Origin of the sequence: Peptoniphilus grossensis ph5 (assembly GCF_000311825.1) — a bacterium.
Lineage (GTDB): Bacteria > Bacillota > Clostridia > Tissierellales > Peptoniphilaceae > Peptoniphilus_A > Peptoniphilus_A hominis.
Genome location: NZ_HE978567.1, coordinates 568,784 through 584,618 on the forward strand (window position 1 = coordinate 568,784; position 15,835 = coordinate 584,618).

Sequence of the window (15,835 nt, forward strand, 5' to 3'; positions counted from 1 at the left end):
TTTATTTTTCACCATAAAAAACCGCGATACATATGTACCGCGATTTAAATATTTTTTCTATATAATTTATAGCCATAATTTATTCCATAGTTTTTAGTCAGTAAAAAATTTTTGATCTCAAAAATTTAAACTCCTATTAACATAGTTGCCACTTCGAAATATACGAAGAGGACAAGGGTATCTACTATAGTTGTGATAAGTGGACCAGCCATAATTGTTGGGTCGATTTTTAGTTTTTCTGCTATTAGTGGAAGTATTCCACCTATCATCTTTGACAAAACTATAGTTGTGAGAAGTGTTACAGATACTGTAAGTGTCACCCCAAGGTCGACTGTGTCAAGGATAGACATCCTAACTATATTTACTACTACAAGTATTGCCCCAACTATAAGCCCAATGCGAAGTTCCTTAAACATTACTGCAAAAAATTCTTTGAATTCAACTTCGCCTGTGTAAATCCCACGAATTATTGTGGTAGATGATTGTGTTCCTGCATTTCCGCCTGAGTCCATTAGCATGGGAATATAGGCTGCGAGAGCCACGCTTGATGCTAAAAGTGCTTCGTATCTTTTTATAATAAAGCTAGTAAAGGTTGCCGTAACAAGGCAAATGATAAGCCACATTGTCCTATCCTTTGCAAGTCTAATTACGGACTTGTCCCAATAGTGCTCTGGTGATGATTCGCTAATACCGTGGATATTGCCAAGGTCTTCTTCGTATTCTTCGTGCATTACATCGATTGCCCATTCTACTGGCACAATACCAACTAGTCTACCTTCAGAATCTGTTACAGGTATTTCTGATAGGTCGTACTTGAAGGCTAGCTTAGCAACAACTTCTTGGTCATCTGTGGCATAGACGCTGGAGTTTATTGGATGCATAAATTCTTCAATATTTTTATTTCTGTTACGAAGAAGGTCGGCTAGGTTCACATAGCCTATGAGGACTAGGGACTCATTTGTCACCCAAACTTGTTCCAATCTATCTGCATCAAGTTCTGAGTGAATGATTTTTTCTAAAGCTTGTGTCGGTGTAGCTGTTGACTTAACAAAGATGAAACCAACGGACATGATGGAACCAACAGAATCCTTAGGGAAGCCTAGTAGTTCGTTGATAATTGGTCTTCTGTCCTCTTCAATGTATTGGTTCATGAGCTTTCTAACCATGTTGGCAGGAAGTTCTTGCAAGGTATCTACAAGTTCATCTTCTTCCAAGTCCTTCATAAGGGACATGATTTTTTCTTGGGAAAGAGAGCCTATTATTTCAATTTTTTTGTCCCTTGGCAAAAGTGAAAAGGCATCTGCCAAGAGGTCCTTGTTCAAAAGTTTTATCCAAATGGCAACTTCTTCCTTTGGTAGGTCTTCTAGTTTTTCTGCGATATCAACAGGGTCCATCCTGTTGATTAATTCTTGTGTCTTAAGTAATTCTTCTCTATTGTAATTTTTCATAAAGCCTCCTTAAATTTTTGCATAAAAAAAGCCGCTGTCTAGGCGGTAAAGAGGCATACTTAAATAGACTTAGCTCTTGCTAAATCTTTAGATCTTCCTTTATCGCATAGACTAATACATTTTTCCAGGGTCGACTGGTATCCATGTAAACACCTCCATATACACTTATTTTATCACAAGGGGTCTTTTAAATCTATTTCAATATTTATTTGTGTCTCATTTTATTTTACAACTTATTATTTTAAATAAATTATGCCAAATTTTTTATAAAATTATTTATCATAAAGTGATAAAATCGCCTTGAAAATAGGGGGTCGCCATGAGCTTTACATATAAAATTCTTGAAAAGTTTGTAAAATTAATTAGACTTAAAAAAATATTTCTCCTTCCAGAGGACAAAATTTTAAATTATGCCAGAAGGCAAAATCAAAAGCCAAGCTTTAAAGTTTTAGATGAAGAGGATCTTTATTTTGAAGATAAAATATTTTTGTCCCAAAGACTAATCATTCTTCACTCAAAAAATAAAAGTCCCGGGGCAATTTTATACTTGTTTGGCGGCGGCTACATAACAAATCCCGACAAGAGAGATTTAAATCTTGCCAAAAAAATTTGCCGCGAGACGGGTAAGGATGTCTGGTTTTACTTCTATCCACTTTGCATAGAAAATAGCATAGTAAAAACCTATGCTTCGACTGTAAAAGTTTATGAAGAGATGACAAAAACCTACAATGAAGAAAATAAAGAGCCCCTTTCTCTTATTGGCTTTTCATCTGGAGCCTCCCTTGCCCTTGGAATTTGCCTTTACATCAACGAAAACAAGTTGGACATAAGGATGCCAAGGGAGATCATCGCATCTTCCCCAGGCGGATGTCTATGTGAAGAGCTTGACATGGATAGGGTTAGAAAATTAAACGAAAAAGATATTATAGTTGACTATAAATATTTTGAAACTGCAAAAAATATTATGACAAAGGGAGAAGCTGTGCCAGACTACATGCTCTATCCCTTTAGGGGAAACTTCAAGAATTTCCCCATGACCTACCTCTACTTTGGATCAAGGGAAGTAATCTATGCCTTTGCCCCACTTTTTGAGAAAGCCCTAAAAAATTATGGCGTAAAGTATAAAATAATTGTGGGAGAGGGACTTTGCCACTGCTATCCACTTTTGTCAATCTTCAAAGAAGGAAGAGAGGCACAAGAGGAGATAATAAAAATTTTAAAATAAAAACAAAGGCTCAAAGCGAGAAGGTCTGAGCTTTTTTAGACTGTCAACAAATTTTCCCTTGTCTTTTAAAAATTTACCAAGCTTTAAAGTTTTCCATAGTTCTTAGAAATTTTTATTCTTAAAAATTCCCCCATCTAATTAAAATTTTGCAAAAAAATGGACCTAAGTTATAAACCAAGGTCCAATCTTTTTTTATTTAGCAAATTTTTCAAAATTGTTATCGAAAATATTATTTCCAGTAGTCTAGTTTTGAAGTGTCGATGCCAACTGCTTCTGCCTTAAATACTGGGTTCTTGCCTTCGGCTCTTTGTTTCTTGTAGTCGTCAAGAGCTTTAAGGGCAATGCTGCCAAGATAAATTATTGATGGAATGTTAATTAAGCACATAACGCCCATTAGGAAGTCGGCAACATCCCATGCAAGTGACATTTCCATTCCAGCTCCTACAAAGATTAGGATTGTTGCTATTATTCTGTAGCAAAGCATAAATGTCTTTGAAGGTGTCTTTTTGTTTAGGTATGTCAAACATGAGTCTACATAGTATAGGTTACCAAGTAGTGTTGTGAAGGCAAATAATGCAAGGGAAACTGTGATAAATAGGTTTCCGTAGTGTCCAAATACTGTTGAAAGTGATGCTTGTACGAAAGGTGCTCCTGCTAATTCTTCTGTTGGTGCTATGCCTGATGCTAGTGACATAAAGGCAGTTGCTGAACAGATAACGATTGTGTCTAGGAATACAGAAATCATTTGTACTAGACCTTGTTTTACAGGGTGAGATACTGATGCTGATGCTGCTGCGTTTGGAGCAGAACCCATACCAGCTTCGTTAGAGTAAAGTCCTCTCTTAATACCTTGTACTAGAGCTGAACCTGCAACTCCACCAAAGATTGCCTTGAAGTTAAAAGCGTCTTTAAAGATCATTCCAAACATTGAAGGAATATTCTTTGCATTTATAACTATCATTACAAGTGCCATGATAACGAAAATTATGCCCATGATTGGTACTAATAGTGATGTATATTTTATTATTCTCTTGCCACCGCCAAGGATACAATATCCTGCGATTAGGGCAAGTACAGCACCTATCATCCAAGAAGTTTTTCCTGGTACATAGAAGTCATATACTCTAAAGGAGTCTTGAAGGTTGAAGGATGCAAGCATGTTAAAGCCTACTGCGTAAGTTGCTATAAGTGCTACTGCAAATAGAACTCCAAGTCCTCTTGAGCCAATTGCATTTTCAATGTAGTAAGAAGGTCCACCATAGGATACTCCGTCAGATCCTCTTTTTTTATAAATTTGTGCAAGTGTTGATTCGATAAAAGCTGATGCGCCACCAATAAGTGCTATAATCCACATCCAGAATACTGCTCCTGGTCCACCAAGACAAATTGCATTGGCAACACCAACTATATTACCAGTACCTACTCTTGATGCAGTTGATACCATAAGTGCTTGGAAGGATGATACGTCGTCTTTTCCTTCTGGTTTTTCTTTTATTACTTTAAAGGCTTCGCCTAGTAGTCCGAATTGTATAAATCTTGTTCTAATTGTGAAATAAAGTCCACAGGCAAGTAATACTATAATAAGTATTGGATAGTATAAAACGCCATTAACGGCTGATAGTAAATCTCTCATTTTCCACCTCTCTAATAAATTGATAAGTCTAATTCGTTTGATAAGAATTCTAACATTCTAACTCCAGAATAGGAGTTGCCATGCTTGTCAAGTCTTGGTGCATATACTGCAAGTCCTGTTTTATTTTTTGATGCAGTAACTATTCCGCCACCAACACCTGATTTAGCAGGTAGTCCCACTCTAATTGCAAAATCTCCTGAGTAGTCATAGGTTCCACAAGTTGCCATAAGGGACCTTAAAACTCTCGCTTCTCTTGGAGTTATAATCTCTTTTCCTTCTAAGTCAATGCCGTCATTGGAAATGACATAGGACATGTGAGCCAAGTTTTCTGTGTTGACAAGAATGGAACAAGCTTTAAAATATGTATCTAAGACTTCCTCTACCTTTGTGTCACTTGGCAAAAGTCCCTTAGCTAACATCAAATAAATTAGGGTCCTATTTGTGAAAGAAGATTCTTTTTCTGACTGAGCAATTTCTCTGCTGTAGTCCACTTCTTCTCCTAGAAACTCACTTGTCTTTTCAAGAATAACATCAAAAGTTTTTTCTCTGTAAACATTATATAAAATAGCTACTATAATAATTGCTCCAGCATTGATAAAAGGATTAACTGGTATTCTCTTTTCAGAAAGTTCTAGTTCAATGACGCTGTTAAAAGGCTTTGCAGATGGTCTAACGCCAACATATTTTTTTAGTTCAGCAACCTTGTAATTTTTCATGGCAAGGGAATATAAAATTACCTTTACAATTGATTGAATTGAAAATCTGACTTTTGAGTCGCCAATGCTTTTTAAATTTCCATCTTCAATTACTGAAATTGCAACCTTATTGGCATTAACCTTTGCAAGCTCAGGGATATAATCTGCAACAGCTCCCTCATGTAAGTATTTCCTACCTAAGTTGAGAGCTTCTTCTAAAATTTCATCAGTGTAAATTATTGTTCTCACCTCCTTATATTTATTTGGAATTGTTTTCCTCTAATAATTAGATTACCATATCAAAAAGCCTTTTTCAATGTAAAATTTGAGCTTACTAATATACTAAAATGTAGGAGATGGTCTTCATTTTTTTATAAAATTTTTAAAAATAGAGAATTTTATAAAAAAAAGGACCTATTGTAACAATAGGTCCCAAAAAATTTTTCACTTAACAAAAATTTTATAATCAGAATATCCCTTCTCATCCATTTCTTCATAGGGAATAAATTCCAGGGCTGCACCATTTATGCAGTACCTAAGCCCGCCCTTGTCACTTGGTCCGTCGCCGAAGACATGACCAAGGTGGGAATCTGAAGAAAGAGATCTCACTTCAGTTCTCACCATGCCAAAGGATCTGTCTACATTTTCATCTAAATAATTTGACACAATTGGACGAGAAAAAGATGGCCAGCCGCAGCCAGATTCAAATTTGTCACTTGATGCAAAAAGTGGCTTCTTGGAAAGTTTATCTACATAGATTCCCCTTCTGTACTCATCGTTTAATTTGCTGGTGAAGGGTCTTTCAGTGCCTGCTTTTGCCATGACATTGTAGGAAAGGTCGTCCAGTTGAGCCCTCTTATCCTCAAGAAATTTTCTGTCGTCATCAATTATTGGGTCTTCTGCCCTACTTAAGTTCACATGGCAATAGCCGCCTGGATTCTTGTCTAGGTAGTCTTGGTGGTAGTCCTCTGCCTTGACAAAATTTTTGAGGGGAGAAATTTCCACTGCAACTTTGCCAATTTTTTCTTCTTCATATTTTATAAAGTCTCTAACTATTTCTTCGGACTCAGAGTCTCCTTCTTCCCAATAAATTCCAGTGCGGTACTGTCTTCCCATGTCGTTACCCTGCCTATTTATGGACTTTGGATTTATAATCCTAAAATAGTGGAGGAGGATTTCTGTGAGAGAAATTCTTGAAAAATCGTAGTAAATTTTCACTGTCTCTGCGTGGTCAGTCCTTGCCACAATTTCATAAGATGTCTCGTCGCTGTCGCCATTGGCATAGCCTACAAGTGTCTTTGCAATTCCCCTTAATTTTTTAAAATAAGCTTCCGTGCCCCAAAAGCATCCCCCAGCTAAATATATAACTTTAATATTTTTCATAAAATCACCTATTTACTTATACCCAAAGAGAGCTTTATCTTTCAAAGCTTGGCTCTTCTTCAAAAGTAAAACAGTGCAAACCTTTTTCTTTGCTATAGCGACGAATAATTGTGCACCAATAAAAACATTGACTTAATGGCAATGAGGTGATAATTTATATTTAGTCTTTCTCTTAAAAATTGTATTTATTCATGAGGAAAACAATTTTATTAAGAGAAAATTTTTAATAGGAGGCTATTATGAAAAATAGTAAGAAAAAATTATTAGTGGCAGGTCTTGCCTCTACACTAGTTCTTTCTATGGCAGTTCCAACTTTTGCCTGCACAGGAATTATTGTAGGAAAGGACCTTACAGCTGACGGATCTTTTATCTTTGGTAGAACTGAAGACTATCAAAGAAATAGAACTATGAGACTTGTATGTCACCCTCGTGGAGAATTTAAAAAGGGCAGCAAGCTTGTAGACGTAAACAATGGATTTGAATACATACACCCAGAAGACTCCCTAAAGTTCTTCTCAACTCCAGACTCTTCTGCTAAGCCAAAGGAAATGGAACAAGGCGTTTATGATGCAGCTGGCTACAATGAAGCTGGCGTTGGCATTTTCTGTACAGTTTCTGCTGACCCATCAGAAGAAATTGAAAAGGCAGACCCATTTGTTAAAAATGGCGTAAACGAAGCAAGTATGACTACATTTTTACTTGCACATGCAAAGTCTGCTAGAGGAGCAATTGAACTTTTAGCTGACACAATTGACAAACAAGGCGCTTCCATGGGCGACATTGTAGCTTTTGGAGACCAAGATGAAGTTTGGTACATGGAAATTTATTCTGGCCACCAATATGTTGCTATAAAATATCCTGCCGACAAGTTCAGTATTTTCCCTAACGATTATTGGCTAGGCGGCGTTGACCTTAAGGACAAGGAAAATGTAATTGCATCAAAAGACATTGTTGAAGTTGCAAAGAAGGCAAAGACTTATAAGGAAACAGAAGATGGACTAATGGACATGGCTGGCTCTTATGGTCCAAAGGAAATTAGAGATACATCTCGTTCAAGAGTTTGGTCTGGTATTCACGACTTAGACCCTAATTCAAAAGTTCCTTACGATGCAGAGAGATTTGAACTATTAAATGACCTTTCTAAGGATTCAGAAAAAATTACAATTGAACATGCCCTAAATGTATTTAGAAATAGATTTGAAGGAACAGAATATATTCCATCAGACAACAAGGCTGAAAGAAAAGCAAATCCAAAGACTCACAAGAGACCAATTGGATCAATTAACACAATGCAAGCTCACATCTTCCAAATCAAAGAGGGCTATCCAAAGGATGCACCTGGCATCATGTGGATGACTCTAGGAAGCCCACTAAATATTCCTTGGATTCCAATTTTCCCTGACATCAACGACTCAACAGCTGAAGCTAAAAACAATGCCCCAACTTATGACGCAAATTCATATTACTGGGTTGGCTCATCTGTAAATGATTTAGTATCAGGAAATAGGGAAGAACTTGGTGAAGCTACTCGCAAGAAAGTAACTGATTTCGAAGAAAAAGTTATGAAAGAACTTCCAGAAGTTGAAAAAGAATGGATTGCCCTTTACGCTAAAGACAAGGCTAAGGCAGCAGAATTTTCTACTGCAAAGACAATGGAATGGGAAAAAGAAGTATTTGACTTTGAAAAGGGACTTCAAGGCGAACTTTCTAAAGTTTCAAAGACTGACCTAATCGACCACTGGGCAAGAAAACCAATTATCGAAGCTATGAATAAAAAATTAATGGTTGGCACATCTGATTTAAAATTCTCTCCAAACGACAAGATCACTCGTGGAGAATTTGTAACAATTTTGGGAAGACTAGGAAATGTTGACACTAAAAAATTTGCTGAAGTTAAGGACAAGAACATCGAAGCAGGAAAATTCTACACTGAATACATGAACTGGGCTGTAGAAAATAAACTTCTTCCAAAGACTTCAAAGGCACTTGCAACAGAAGAAATCACTCGTGAAGAAATGGCTCACATTTTAGCATCTTATCTAAAATTAAAGGGCGACGACACTTCAACTCTTAAGCTAGTTGTCTTTGACGACGAAAAAGAAATTTCTGACTGGGCTTACAAAGATATTCAATTCCTAGCTAACAAAGAAATTTTAAGCGGCACTTCAAATAACAAGTTCTCTCCAAAGGCCAACTTGACAAGGGCAGAAGTTGCACAAATTATTTCAAAACTTTCAAAATAAAATAAAGATTCATTAAAATATTCCTTTAAAAAATCCTAGGCGTAAAAACCTAGGATTCTTTTATTAATAGTTAATTTTTTTATAATTTTTATACTTAGCATAATTATCTGCTATCATTAAAGAAACTATTACTCCATCGATTACATCTCTATCAATCTTTGATTCAATATATGAATCAAAATCTACAAATCCTGCACACCCTAAAACTATTACATCTGAATTATGATTATCAATTGCTTTTTTGCTTGCATCTGATAATCTATCAACTAACGATTCTGAAGAATCTCCTTCTGGATAACCAATGTAATCCAAACAATCTTCGGCACCGTATCTAGAAACCATGTCATTTTTTAATTCAACTGTTTTTTCAGATGATCCCACAATTGAAAATCTTTTTCCCAGCATTTTACAAAATAATAACGAACATTCTCCTATTCCAAGTATAGTTTGTTTAGTTTCCTCTCTTAGTGCCTGTAAATTTGGATCTAAATGGCAAGCCAAAATAAATATTTCGTATTTATCCTTGTTTTCTAGTATTGATTTCTTTAATGAATTAAAAGTTTTATTAATTGTTTCTTGCGAACCTATAAATTCTGGTGTGTTTTTCATTCCAATAACATCTGTTTCAATATTGTCCAAAGTGAAGTTATCCACCAATCTATTTAAGTTATTTGTCATTTCATCATTGCTATTTGGATTAATCAATAAAACTTTCATTTTAAATAACCTCCAGAAATACTAACAACCATATTATAGATTAAGCTTATTCCTTTTTTTAAGTCTTCTTTTTTTGTGAATTCTTTAGGTGAATGACTAATTCCATCTTTACTTGGAACAAATATTAACGAAGTAGGGACTAAATGGCTAATTTCTTTTGCATCATGTCCAGCTCCACTACTCATTATTTTAAATTTATATCCCAGATTTTCAGCTTGCGTTTCCGCTAACTCCATTAAACTTTTATCTAGTTTTACAGATGGTTTTTCTACATTTTTAACAAATGAATAATCTATTGTTTCTTTATCCAAAAACTCTTTTACATCCTTGAAAAAATTGTCTATGTTGATTTGCTTCATATCTCTAACTTCTATTAAAACTTCAACTTCAGCTGGAATAATGTTATACATTCCCGGCCTTACTAAAATGTCTCCAACTGTCATTACAAATGGGTGATCATATTTGTTTGACAATTCATATAATTTTTCTAATAATTTTGGTAGCTTTTTTATAGGGTCATTTCTTAAATTCATAGGTGTAGTTCCAGCATGATTTGCATTCCCTTTTATTGTTATATTATATCTAGTAATTCCTACTATTCCATCAACTACACCAATATCTAAACCTTCGTGTTCTAAAACCCCACCTTGCTCAATATGGAGTTCTAAAAAACATAAAATCTTATTAAAATCTATAATGCTATCTTTTAAATCTTCTATTGTTAAATTGTATTTTCCAAGTTTATTTTTTAAACTTTCATCATTCAAATCATTTCTACCAGCAATTGTTCTACTTCCAAAAGTCCCTCCCATCTCGCTACCTTCTTCTGCGTTAAAGGCAACTGCAATTATGCCATATTTAGTTTCAATATTCTTTTCTTTAATTGTTTCTAATACTTCTAATGCAGAAATTGCACCCAGAGCTCCATCATAAAGACCTCCAGATTTAACAGTATCCATATGAGAACCAAGCATTATAAATTTATCAGAGTTATTTGGATTATGAATAAAAAACAAATTTCCAACCTTATCTTTTTTTGTTTCTATTCCCTTTTTTGCCGCATATTTTTCTAATTCTTTTATTGATTTATTATATTCTTCCGAGAAAGCTAACCTAGTTATCCCACCGTCTTTATTTCTGCCAATACTAGCAAATTTTTCTAAATTTTTATAAAATCTTTCAAAATTCATTTTATTCTCCTTTTCAATAAAATAAGACTACAACCAAATTAGTTGTAATCTTATTTCATATAAATTATTTTTTATTTAGATTGGCTTTTACAAGTTTGCCCCATCCCTTAGTTCCATCAGCAATCGGGTCAACTTTTCCATCTTTCATTACAACTTTTCCTCTTATAATTGTATAGTTCATTTTACAATTTAATTTCCACCCGTCATATACCCTCGCAATTTCTTTAGAGCCGGAGTAATTATTTTTCCAATCCACAATAGTTTCTTCATCAACACTAAATATTGCTAAGTCAGCATCTGAACCTGGTTGTATTATTCCTTTTTGTGGATATATATTAAATGCTTTCGCTGGATTTTCACAACACAACTCTACCACTCTTTCTAAAGTTAGTCCTCTTTTACCAGATACAGCTTCGTTAATAAGCAATGGAATTCTTAGATCAATTCCAACAAAACCTGCTGGTGCTACAAATATATCTTCTGGATTCTTTTCTTTCTCTGATTTTAAGAATGGAGCATGATCACTTCCAATGTAATCAACAGTCCCATCTAATACATAGTCCCAAAGTTTATCTACTGTTTCTTGTGGTCTCAATGGTGGATTACACTTAGCATACGCACCATGTTCTAAAAGGGCATCTTCGTTTAACAGTAAGAAATGAGGACATGTTTCTAAAAATAATTTTTGTCCATCTTCTTTAGCCTCTTTTGCCATTTGCATTGCTTCTGGTGTTGAAATATGAACAAGATCTAATACGCATCCAGTTTCTTTTGCGAATAGAATCATTTTTTGTACAGTAGAGTATTCAGAAATTGGTGGCCTTGATTTACAATGATATTCTGGGCTTGTTTTCCCTTCATCTCTATAGTGTTTTATAAAGCCTTGGATTAAATCGTTGTTTTCTGCATGAGAACCTAGTGGTAGTCCTGTTTTTGCAACTTCTTTCATTCCTATAAGAATCTCATAATCATTAGCCATAGTTAACCCTCTGAACTCATCATCTCTTCCTTCAGGAGCTTCATGTAAAAAAGTTTTAAACGCTACTATACCCTCTTCAGCAAGTTTAGTAATTTCTTCTGGATATTGTCCACCGGCTGCACCAAAAAATGCATAATCTACTATACCTTCTCTTTCCTCTGCTACTTTTTTTCTATTATCTAAAATTTCTTTATTATATTGAGGGGGTGAGGATATAGGGTGTTCTAATATTGTTGTATTTCCTCCAGCAACAGCCGCTTGTGATTCTGTATAAAAAGTTCCCCTTTCGCTATGCCCTGGATCTCTAAAATGCACATGTGTATCAATCCCACCAGGTATTACATATTTTCCCTGTGCGTCTATAACTTCTTTATAGTTTTTAATCATTCCTGGCTCAGAAATTACTGCAAACTTTTCATCTTTAATTCCTAAATCTACTTGTCTGAACTCTCCATCTATATATACCTTACCATTAATTATTGCTAAATCTAAATTCATTTTAAAATCCTTTCTTTGTTAAATTTTAACTAAAATATAACTCTAGACTTCTTCAGGAAAGAATGGTTCCAATTCTTCCTTTGTCATAGGTTTTGTAAATGAGCTAACTATTATCATTACTAATCCTGAGCTAATTGGACCTGCTAATGCTGGTGAAATTCCGTATGGCTGTCCCAATGAATACCAAATACTAGCTACTATAAAGCCTGTTATCATTGAAGCCATCGCTCCAGCTTTTGTTATCTTCTTATTAAAAGCTCCAATTAAAACTAGCATAGCCATTGAAGATCCCATTAGTGTTATAGCTCGTGCATGGATTGATTGAATTACATCGCTATGCATAAACGTTAAAACCACACCTATTATTCCAATTATAATTGTAATGATTCTTGACATTTTGAGCTCAAAATTGCTTTCCATTTCTGGTTTAATAAACTCTTTCCAAATATCTCTAGTGAAAGTTGTGCTTGCTAACAGTAACAGAGAGTCTGCTGTGGATATTATAGCTGCTATTACTGCTGCAAACATTAAACCACCTAGAATAGGATGTACTGTTTCAGTAACCAATGAATTAAACACTAGATCTTGATGCTCTATTCCTGGTAAAACCAATCTTCCTCCAAGTCCTACTATTAAAAGTGGGATAATAAATAATCCCAACATAAGGGCTGTAATAGCTTGACTTTTTGATGCTGATTCAGGTGTTGTTGCCGACAAAAATCTACCTACAAACTGTGGTGCTCCAAAATTACAAATTCCCCAAGTTGCAAGCCAACCTAAAGCTGTTAATGGAGTAATTGTGTCTGAAAAAGCTGAAACATACTGCGGATTTAATTGATGTAACCCTTCCATCATATTTCCAAATCCTCCTAATTTAATTAAGAAATTAATTGCCATTGCCCATACACCAATGATTATTGTATAAGCGCAAATTGTATCTGTCCACGCAACTGCTAACATTCCTCCAACTGCTGTAAATAATACGAAAACAATTAACACTAAAATGCTTATTAGTATAGGGTTCCAGTCTACTATCGCTCTAATTACCACTACAGCAGCAGTAATTTGTGCTGATAATAATGTAACCGATCCTATCAAAATAACAATAGATGCTAACAGTGAGTGCTGTTTACCAAACCTTCTTTTAATGTATTCAGGGAATGTCGTATCACCAAATTCTCTCATTTTTTTAGCTACCCATAATGCTGCTAAAAATGAAGTTAGTAATGTCCCGCCAAAATTCCACATTCCTGGCCATCCGTTTAAATAATAATAACCCGTATAACTAACTATCGATGTTGCACTTACTATTGTTGCAAAATATGTACCCGATAAAGGTATAATACCTAAACTTTGACTTGCTGCAACCCAATCATCTGGATCTTTTATGGATCTACCAATTAATAATCCCAAAACTCCTAATCCAACCATAAATAAGATAACAATACTAATATAAATTGTTTCTTTTGCCATTTTATTTCCCTCCTAAAATACTTAAATTTTTATTTTTTGTTTTTATGTCTTAAATAAAAAAATGGAAATATACTCATAAATCCATAAAATATCCAAGCAATTTTCAAACTCAATGTTGATATCATAATACAAACCTCCTATTTACTTTATTGCGTTGTTATAGTATAGTTTTAACGGTAGTTTAATTATATCAATCATTTTATTTTTAAAAAAATACATAAAAACGTTTTTTTCAATCGGAAAAATCGATGACAAGGAGTTAATTTATGAATTATCTGCAAATAGAATCTTTTCTAAAGACAATAGAGTTGGGTAGCATGACAAAAGCTTCAAATGCACTTTTTATTAGTCAGTCAACTCTATCTGATAGAATTACAAAACTTGAAGAAGAATTAGGATTCGATTTGTTTACTAGGGGACATGGATCTAGAGGAGTTAGTTTAACTGAAAGAGGTATTAGTTTTGTTGGATTTGCTAAAAAATATTTATCATTAATTGATGATATTGAAGACTGGAAAATAAATGATTCTGAAAGAATAGAATTAAAAATTGGAGGTCCTCACAGTTTAAATAGTTTTTTATTAAATTCTTTTTATAGGAGTTTTACTAATTCTAATAAAGTAAAATTATACATCAGCTCACACTGGAATTATAATATTTATACTCTAATAAATACTTATGAGCTAGATTTAGGTCTGGTTTCTCGACCTTTTGGTTCTAGACATTTAAAAACTAAAGAACTTTTTAAAGAAGAACTATACATAGTTTATAATAATAATTATTCCGATTACTCAAGTGTTAAGAATGAAACAGAGTTAAAAAAAGAAGATGAAATCCATCTTGATTGGGGACCTGATTATGAAATATGGCATCAGAATTTTTGGAGTGCAGCCTCAAAACCAAAAATTTCAGTTGATTCCGCAGAATTAGTATATGAATTCCTTAAATCTAAAAATACTTGGGCTGTTATGCCAGTTTGTGTTTATAATTATTTAAATAAATATAATAATAATCTTTCTAAAATTAATGGATTAAATAGTATATATAGAACAATATATTTAGTCAGTCAAAGGGATCCTAAAGATGTAGTAATAAACCTTACAAAAAGATTAGAAGATTACATTCTTGAACTAGAAAAAAATGGTTTATGTAAAAATTTGTTATAGTAATTATATGGTTTCCTTTAAAAAATCCTAGGCGTAAAAACCTAGGATTCTTTTTGTATAAATTTTTATAAAAATTTAACTCTCAAAGGGAGAAGTCAATTTCTGGACCTAGAGGCACTATTTGATTTGGGTTTATCATGTCGTGAGACTTGTAGTAGTGAGTCTTTATGTGGTCTAAGTTCACTGTCTCAGCCACTCCTTCCATGTTATAAATAAGTCTAGTGTATTTCCAAATATTTTCATAGGAAGTGAGAGGTCTTAGGTTGCACTTGAAGTGAGAAAAGTAAACTGCGTCAAAGCGAACTAGAGTCGTGAAAAGTCTTATGTCTGCCTCTGTGAACCTGTCGCCAACTAAATATTTTTGCTTTGAAAGAATTTCTTCGATCCTATCTAGGGCAGCAAAGACATTTTTCGCCTCTTCAGCATAAACTTCCTGCTTTGTGGCAAAGCCTGCCTTGTAAACTCCGTTGTTGATCCTGTCATAGACGAAGTCGTTTATCTCATCTATCTCTGCCCTTAATTCTTCAGGATAGAAGTCCCCCTCTTTTGCACCTAAGTCATCAAAGGCGTGGTTGAAAATCCTAATTATTTCTGAGGATTCGTTGTTTACAATTTTTTCTTCAACTGTGTCATATAAGACTGGCACTGTAACTCTTCCTGTGTAGTCTGCCTTTGCGTGAGTGTAAAGTTCATGAAGGTACTTAAAGCCGTGGACCTTGTCCTATGTGGCGCCAGGATAGTCTCCAAAACTCCAACCCTTGTCATACATAAGTGGACTTACAATGGAAAGACCAACTATGTCCTCTAGTCCCTTTAGTTTTCTCACCATGAGGGTCCTTGCTGCCCAAGGGCAAGCCAGTGAAACATAGAGGTGGTACCTTCCGATTTCTGCAGGATAGGCCTTTCTGGTCTCGTCATCTATTTTTCCGTCTCTTGTTATCCAGTCCCTAAAGGAAGAATCCTTTCTCACAAATTTTCCGCCAGTAGACTCTGTATCGTACCACTGATCTACCCATTTACCTTCAACTAATAATCCCATATTCATCTCCTTTTCTTTCTCTAAAATATTCTAATTATTTGTCTAAAATTTTTGCTAACTTATTTCATCCTTACCCCTAGACCTTTTTGGCAAACAAAAAAGGCAGCCTCAGCCGCCTTCTTCTTAATCAAGTTGTTTTTTCTGGC

Annotated in this window: 13 protein-coding genes; 3 read left to right on the plus strand and 10 right to left on the minus strand. The window is 34.6% G+C overall.

Annotated features, from left to right (window positions below):
- Positions 1-125: 125 nt before the first annotated feature.
- Positions 126-1,448: a magnesium transporter gene (mgtE, locus tag HGPG_RS07025; protein WP_019125354.1), complete on the minus strand. Its 1,323-nt coding sequence runs from the start codon at positions 1,446-1,448 to the stop codon at positions 126-128.
- Between the two features lie 319 nt (positions 1,449-1,767).
- On the opposite strand from mgtE, the gene HGPG_RS07030 reads away from it, so the two are divergent.
- A complete protein-coding gene (locus tag HGPG_RS07030) occupies positions 1,768-2,673 on the plus strand; it encodes an alpha/beta hydrolase fold domain-containing protein (protein ID WP_019125355.1) in 906 nt (301 codons plus the stop codon).
- A gap of 229 nt (positions 2,674-2,902) precedes the next feature.
- On the opposite strand, the gene HGPG_RS07035 is transcribed toward HGPG_RS07030, so the two are convergent.
- The 3 genes from HGPG_RS07035 to msrB all read right to left on the minus strand — a co-directional run bounded on the left by HGPG_RS07035 (position 2,903) and on the right by msrB (position 6,384).
- Entirely contained in the window at positions 2,903-4,306 is a 1,404-nt protein-coding gene (locus HGPG_RS07035; protein ID WP_019125356.1) for an alanine/glycine:cation symporter family protein, read from the minus strand.
- Between the two features lie 11 nt (positions 4,307-4,317).
- On the minus strand, positions 4,318-5,250 hold the full coding sequence (gene glsA, locus HGPG_RS07040) for a glutaminase A (RefSeq protein WP_019125357.1): 933 nt from the start codon (positions 5,248-5,250) through the stop codon (positions 4,318-4,320).
- A 195-nt stretch (positions 5,251-5,445) separates the two neighbouring features.
- Entirely contained in the window at positions 5,446-6,384 is a 939-nt protein-coding gene (gene msrB / locus HGPG_RS07045; protein ID WP_019125358.1) for a peptide-methionine (R)-S-oxide reductase MsrB, read from the minus strand.
- Between the two features lie 239 nt (positions 6,385-6,623).
- Here msrB and HGPG_RS07050 point away from each other — a divergent pair, with 239 nt between their 5' ends.
- Complete coding sequence (locus tag HGPG_RS07050) at positions 6,624-8,627, plus strand: C69 family dipeptidase (protein ID WP_019125359.1); 2,004 nt, start codon at positions 6,624-6,626, stop codon at positions 8,625-8,627.
- Between the two features lie 63 nt (positions 8,628-8,690).
- Here the strand turns inward: HGPG_RS07050 and HGPG_RS07055 are convergent, their stop codons facing one another.
- The 4 genes from HGPG_RS07055 to HGPG_RS07070 all read right to left on the minus strand — a co-directional run bounded on the left by HGPG_RS07055 (position 8,691) and on the right by HGPG_RS07070 (position 13,484).
- A complete protein-coding gene (locus tag HGPG_RS07055) occupies positions 8,691-9,344 on the minus strand; it encodes an aspartate/glutamate racemase family protein (RefSeq protein WP_019125360.1) in 654 nt (217 codons plus the stop codon).
- Positions 9,341-10,534 carry a hydantoinase/carbamoylase family amidase gene (locus tag HGPG_RS07060; RefSeq protein WP_019125361.1) on the minus strand — a complete coding sequence of 398 codons (1,194 nt, stop codon included), beginning with the start codon at positions 10,532-10,534 and terminating at the stop codon, positions 9,341-9,343. Before HGPG_RS07060 ends, HGPG_RS07055 begins: the two co-directional genes overlap by 4 nt.
- 64 nt (positions 10,535-10,598) lie before the next feature.
- Positions 10,599-12,011 (minus strand): dihydroorotase, encoded by a 1,413-nt coding sequence (locus HGPG_RS07065; protein ID WP_019125362.1) that lies wholly within the window; start codon positions 12,009-12,011, stop codon positions 10,599-10,601.
- A 42-nt stretch (positions 12,012-12,053) separates the two neighbouring features.
- Positions 12,054-13,484 (minus strand): sodium:solute symporter family protein, encoded by a 1,431-nt coding sequence (locus tag HGPG_RS07070; protein WP_019125363.1) that lies wholly within the window; start codon positions 13,482-13,484, stop codon positions 12,054-12,056.
- Between the two features lie 266 nt (positions 13,485-13,750).
- Between HGPG_RS07070 and HGPG_RS07075 the strand changes: the two genes are divergently transcribed.
- Positions 13,751-14,650, plus strand: a complete 900-nt coding sequence (locus tag HGPG_RS07075; protein ID WP_019125365.1) for a LysR family transcriptional regulator — start codon at positions 13,751-13,753, stop codon at positions 14,648-14,650.
- 82 nt (positions 14,651-14,732) lie between these two features.
- Here HGPG_RS07075 and HGPG_RS10525 read toward each other — a convergent pair whose 3' ends face one another.
- On the minus strand, positions 14,733-15,296 hold the full coding sequence (locus HGPG_RS10525) for a glutathione S-transferase C-terminal domain-containing protein (protein WP_019125366.1): 564 nt from the start codon (positions 15,294-15,296) through the stop codon (positions 14,733-14,735).
- 75 nt (positions 15,297-15,371) lie between these two features.
- Positions 15,372-15,689, minus strand: coding sequence for a glutathione S-transferase family protein (locus tag HGPG_RS10530; RefSeq protein ID WP_019125367.1), 318 nt, complete (start codon positions 15,687-15,689; stop codon positions 15,372-15,374).
- Positions 15,690-15,835: the final 146 nt, after the last annotated feature.

What these genes read in the sequence shown, in the direction of transcription:
- HGPG_RS07030 (WP_019125355.1), top strand. Translation starts at nt 1,768, where the DNA reads ATGAGCTTTACATATAAAATTCTTGAAAAGTTTGTAAAATTAATTAGA.
- HGPG_RS07060 (WP_019125361.1), bottom strand. Translation starts at nt 10,534, where the DNA reads ATGAATTTTGAAAGATTTTATAAAAATTTAGAAAAATTTGCTAGTATT.
- HGPG_RS07035 (WP_019125356.1), bottom strand. Translation starts at nt 4,306, where the DNA reads ATGAGAGATTTACTATCAGCCGTTAATGGCGTTTTATACTATCCAATA.
- HGPG_RS07055 (WP_019125360.1), bottom strand. Translation starts at nt 9,344, where the DNA reads ATGAAAGTTTTATTGATTAATCCAAATAGCAATGATGAAATGACAAAT.
- HGPG_RS07070 (WP_019125363.1), bottom strand. Translation starts at nt 13,484, where the DNA reads ATGGCAAAAGAAACAATTTATATTAGTATTGTTATCTTATTTATGGTT.
- msrB (WP_019125358.1), bottom strand. Translation starts at nt 6,384, where the DNA reads ATGAAAAATATTAAAGTTATATATTTAGCTGGGGGATGCTTTTGGGGC.
- HGPG_RS10530 (WP_019125367.1), bottom strand. Translation starts at nt 15,689, where the DNA reads ATGGGATTATTAGTTGAAGGTAAATGGGTAGATCAGTGGTACGATACA.
- HGPG_RS07050 (WP_019125359.1), top strand. Translation starts at nt 6,624, where the DNA reads ATGAAAAATAGTAAGAAAAAATTATTAGTGGCAGGTCTTGCCTCTACA.
- HGPG_RS07075 (WP_019125365.1), top strand. Translation starts at nt 13,751, where the DNA reads ATGAATTATCTGCAAATAGAATCTTTTCTAAAGACAATAGAGTTGGGT.
- mgtE (WP_019125354.1), bottom strand. Translation starts at nt 1,448, where the DNA reads ATGAAAAATTACAATAGAGAAGAATTACTTAAGACACAAGAATTAATC.
- HGPG_RS07065 (WP_019125362.1), bottom strand. Translation starts at nt 12,011, where the DNA reads ATGAATTTAGATTTAGCAATAATTAATGGTAAGGTATATATAGATGGA.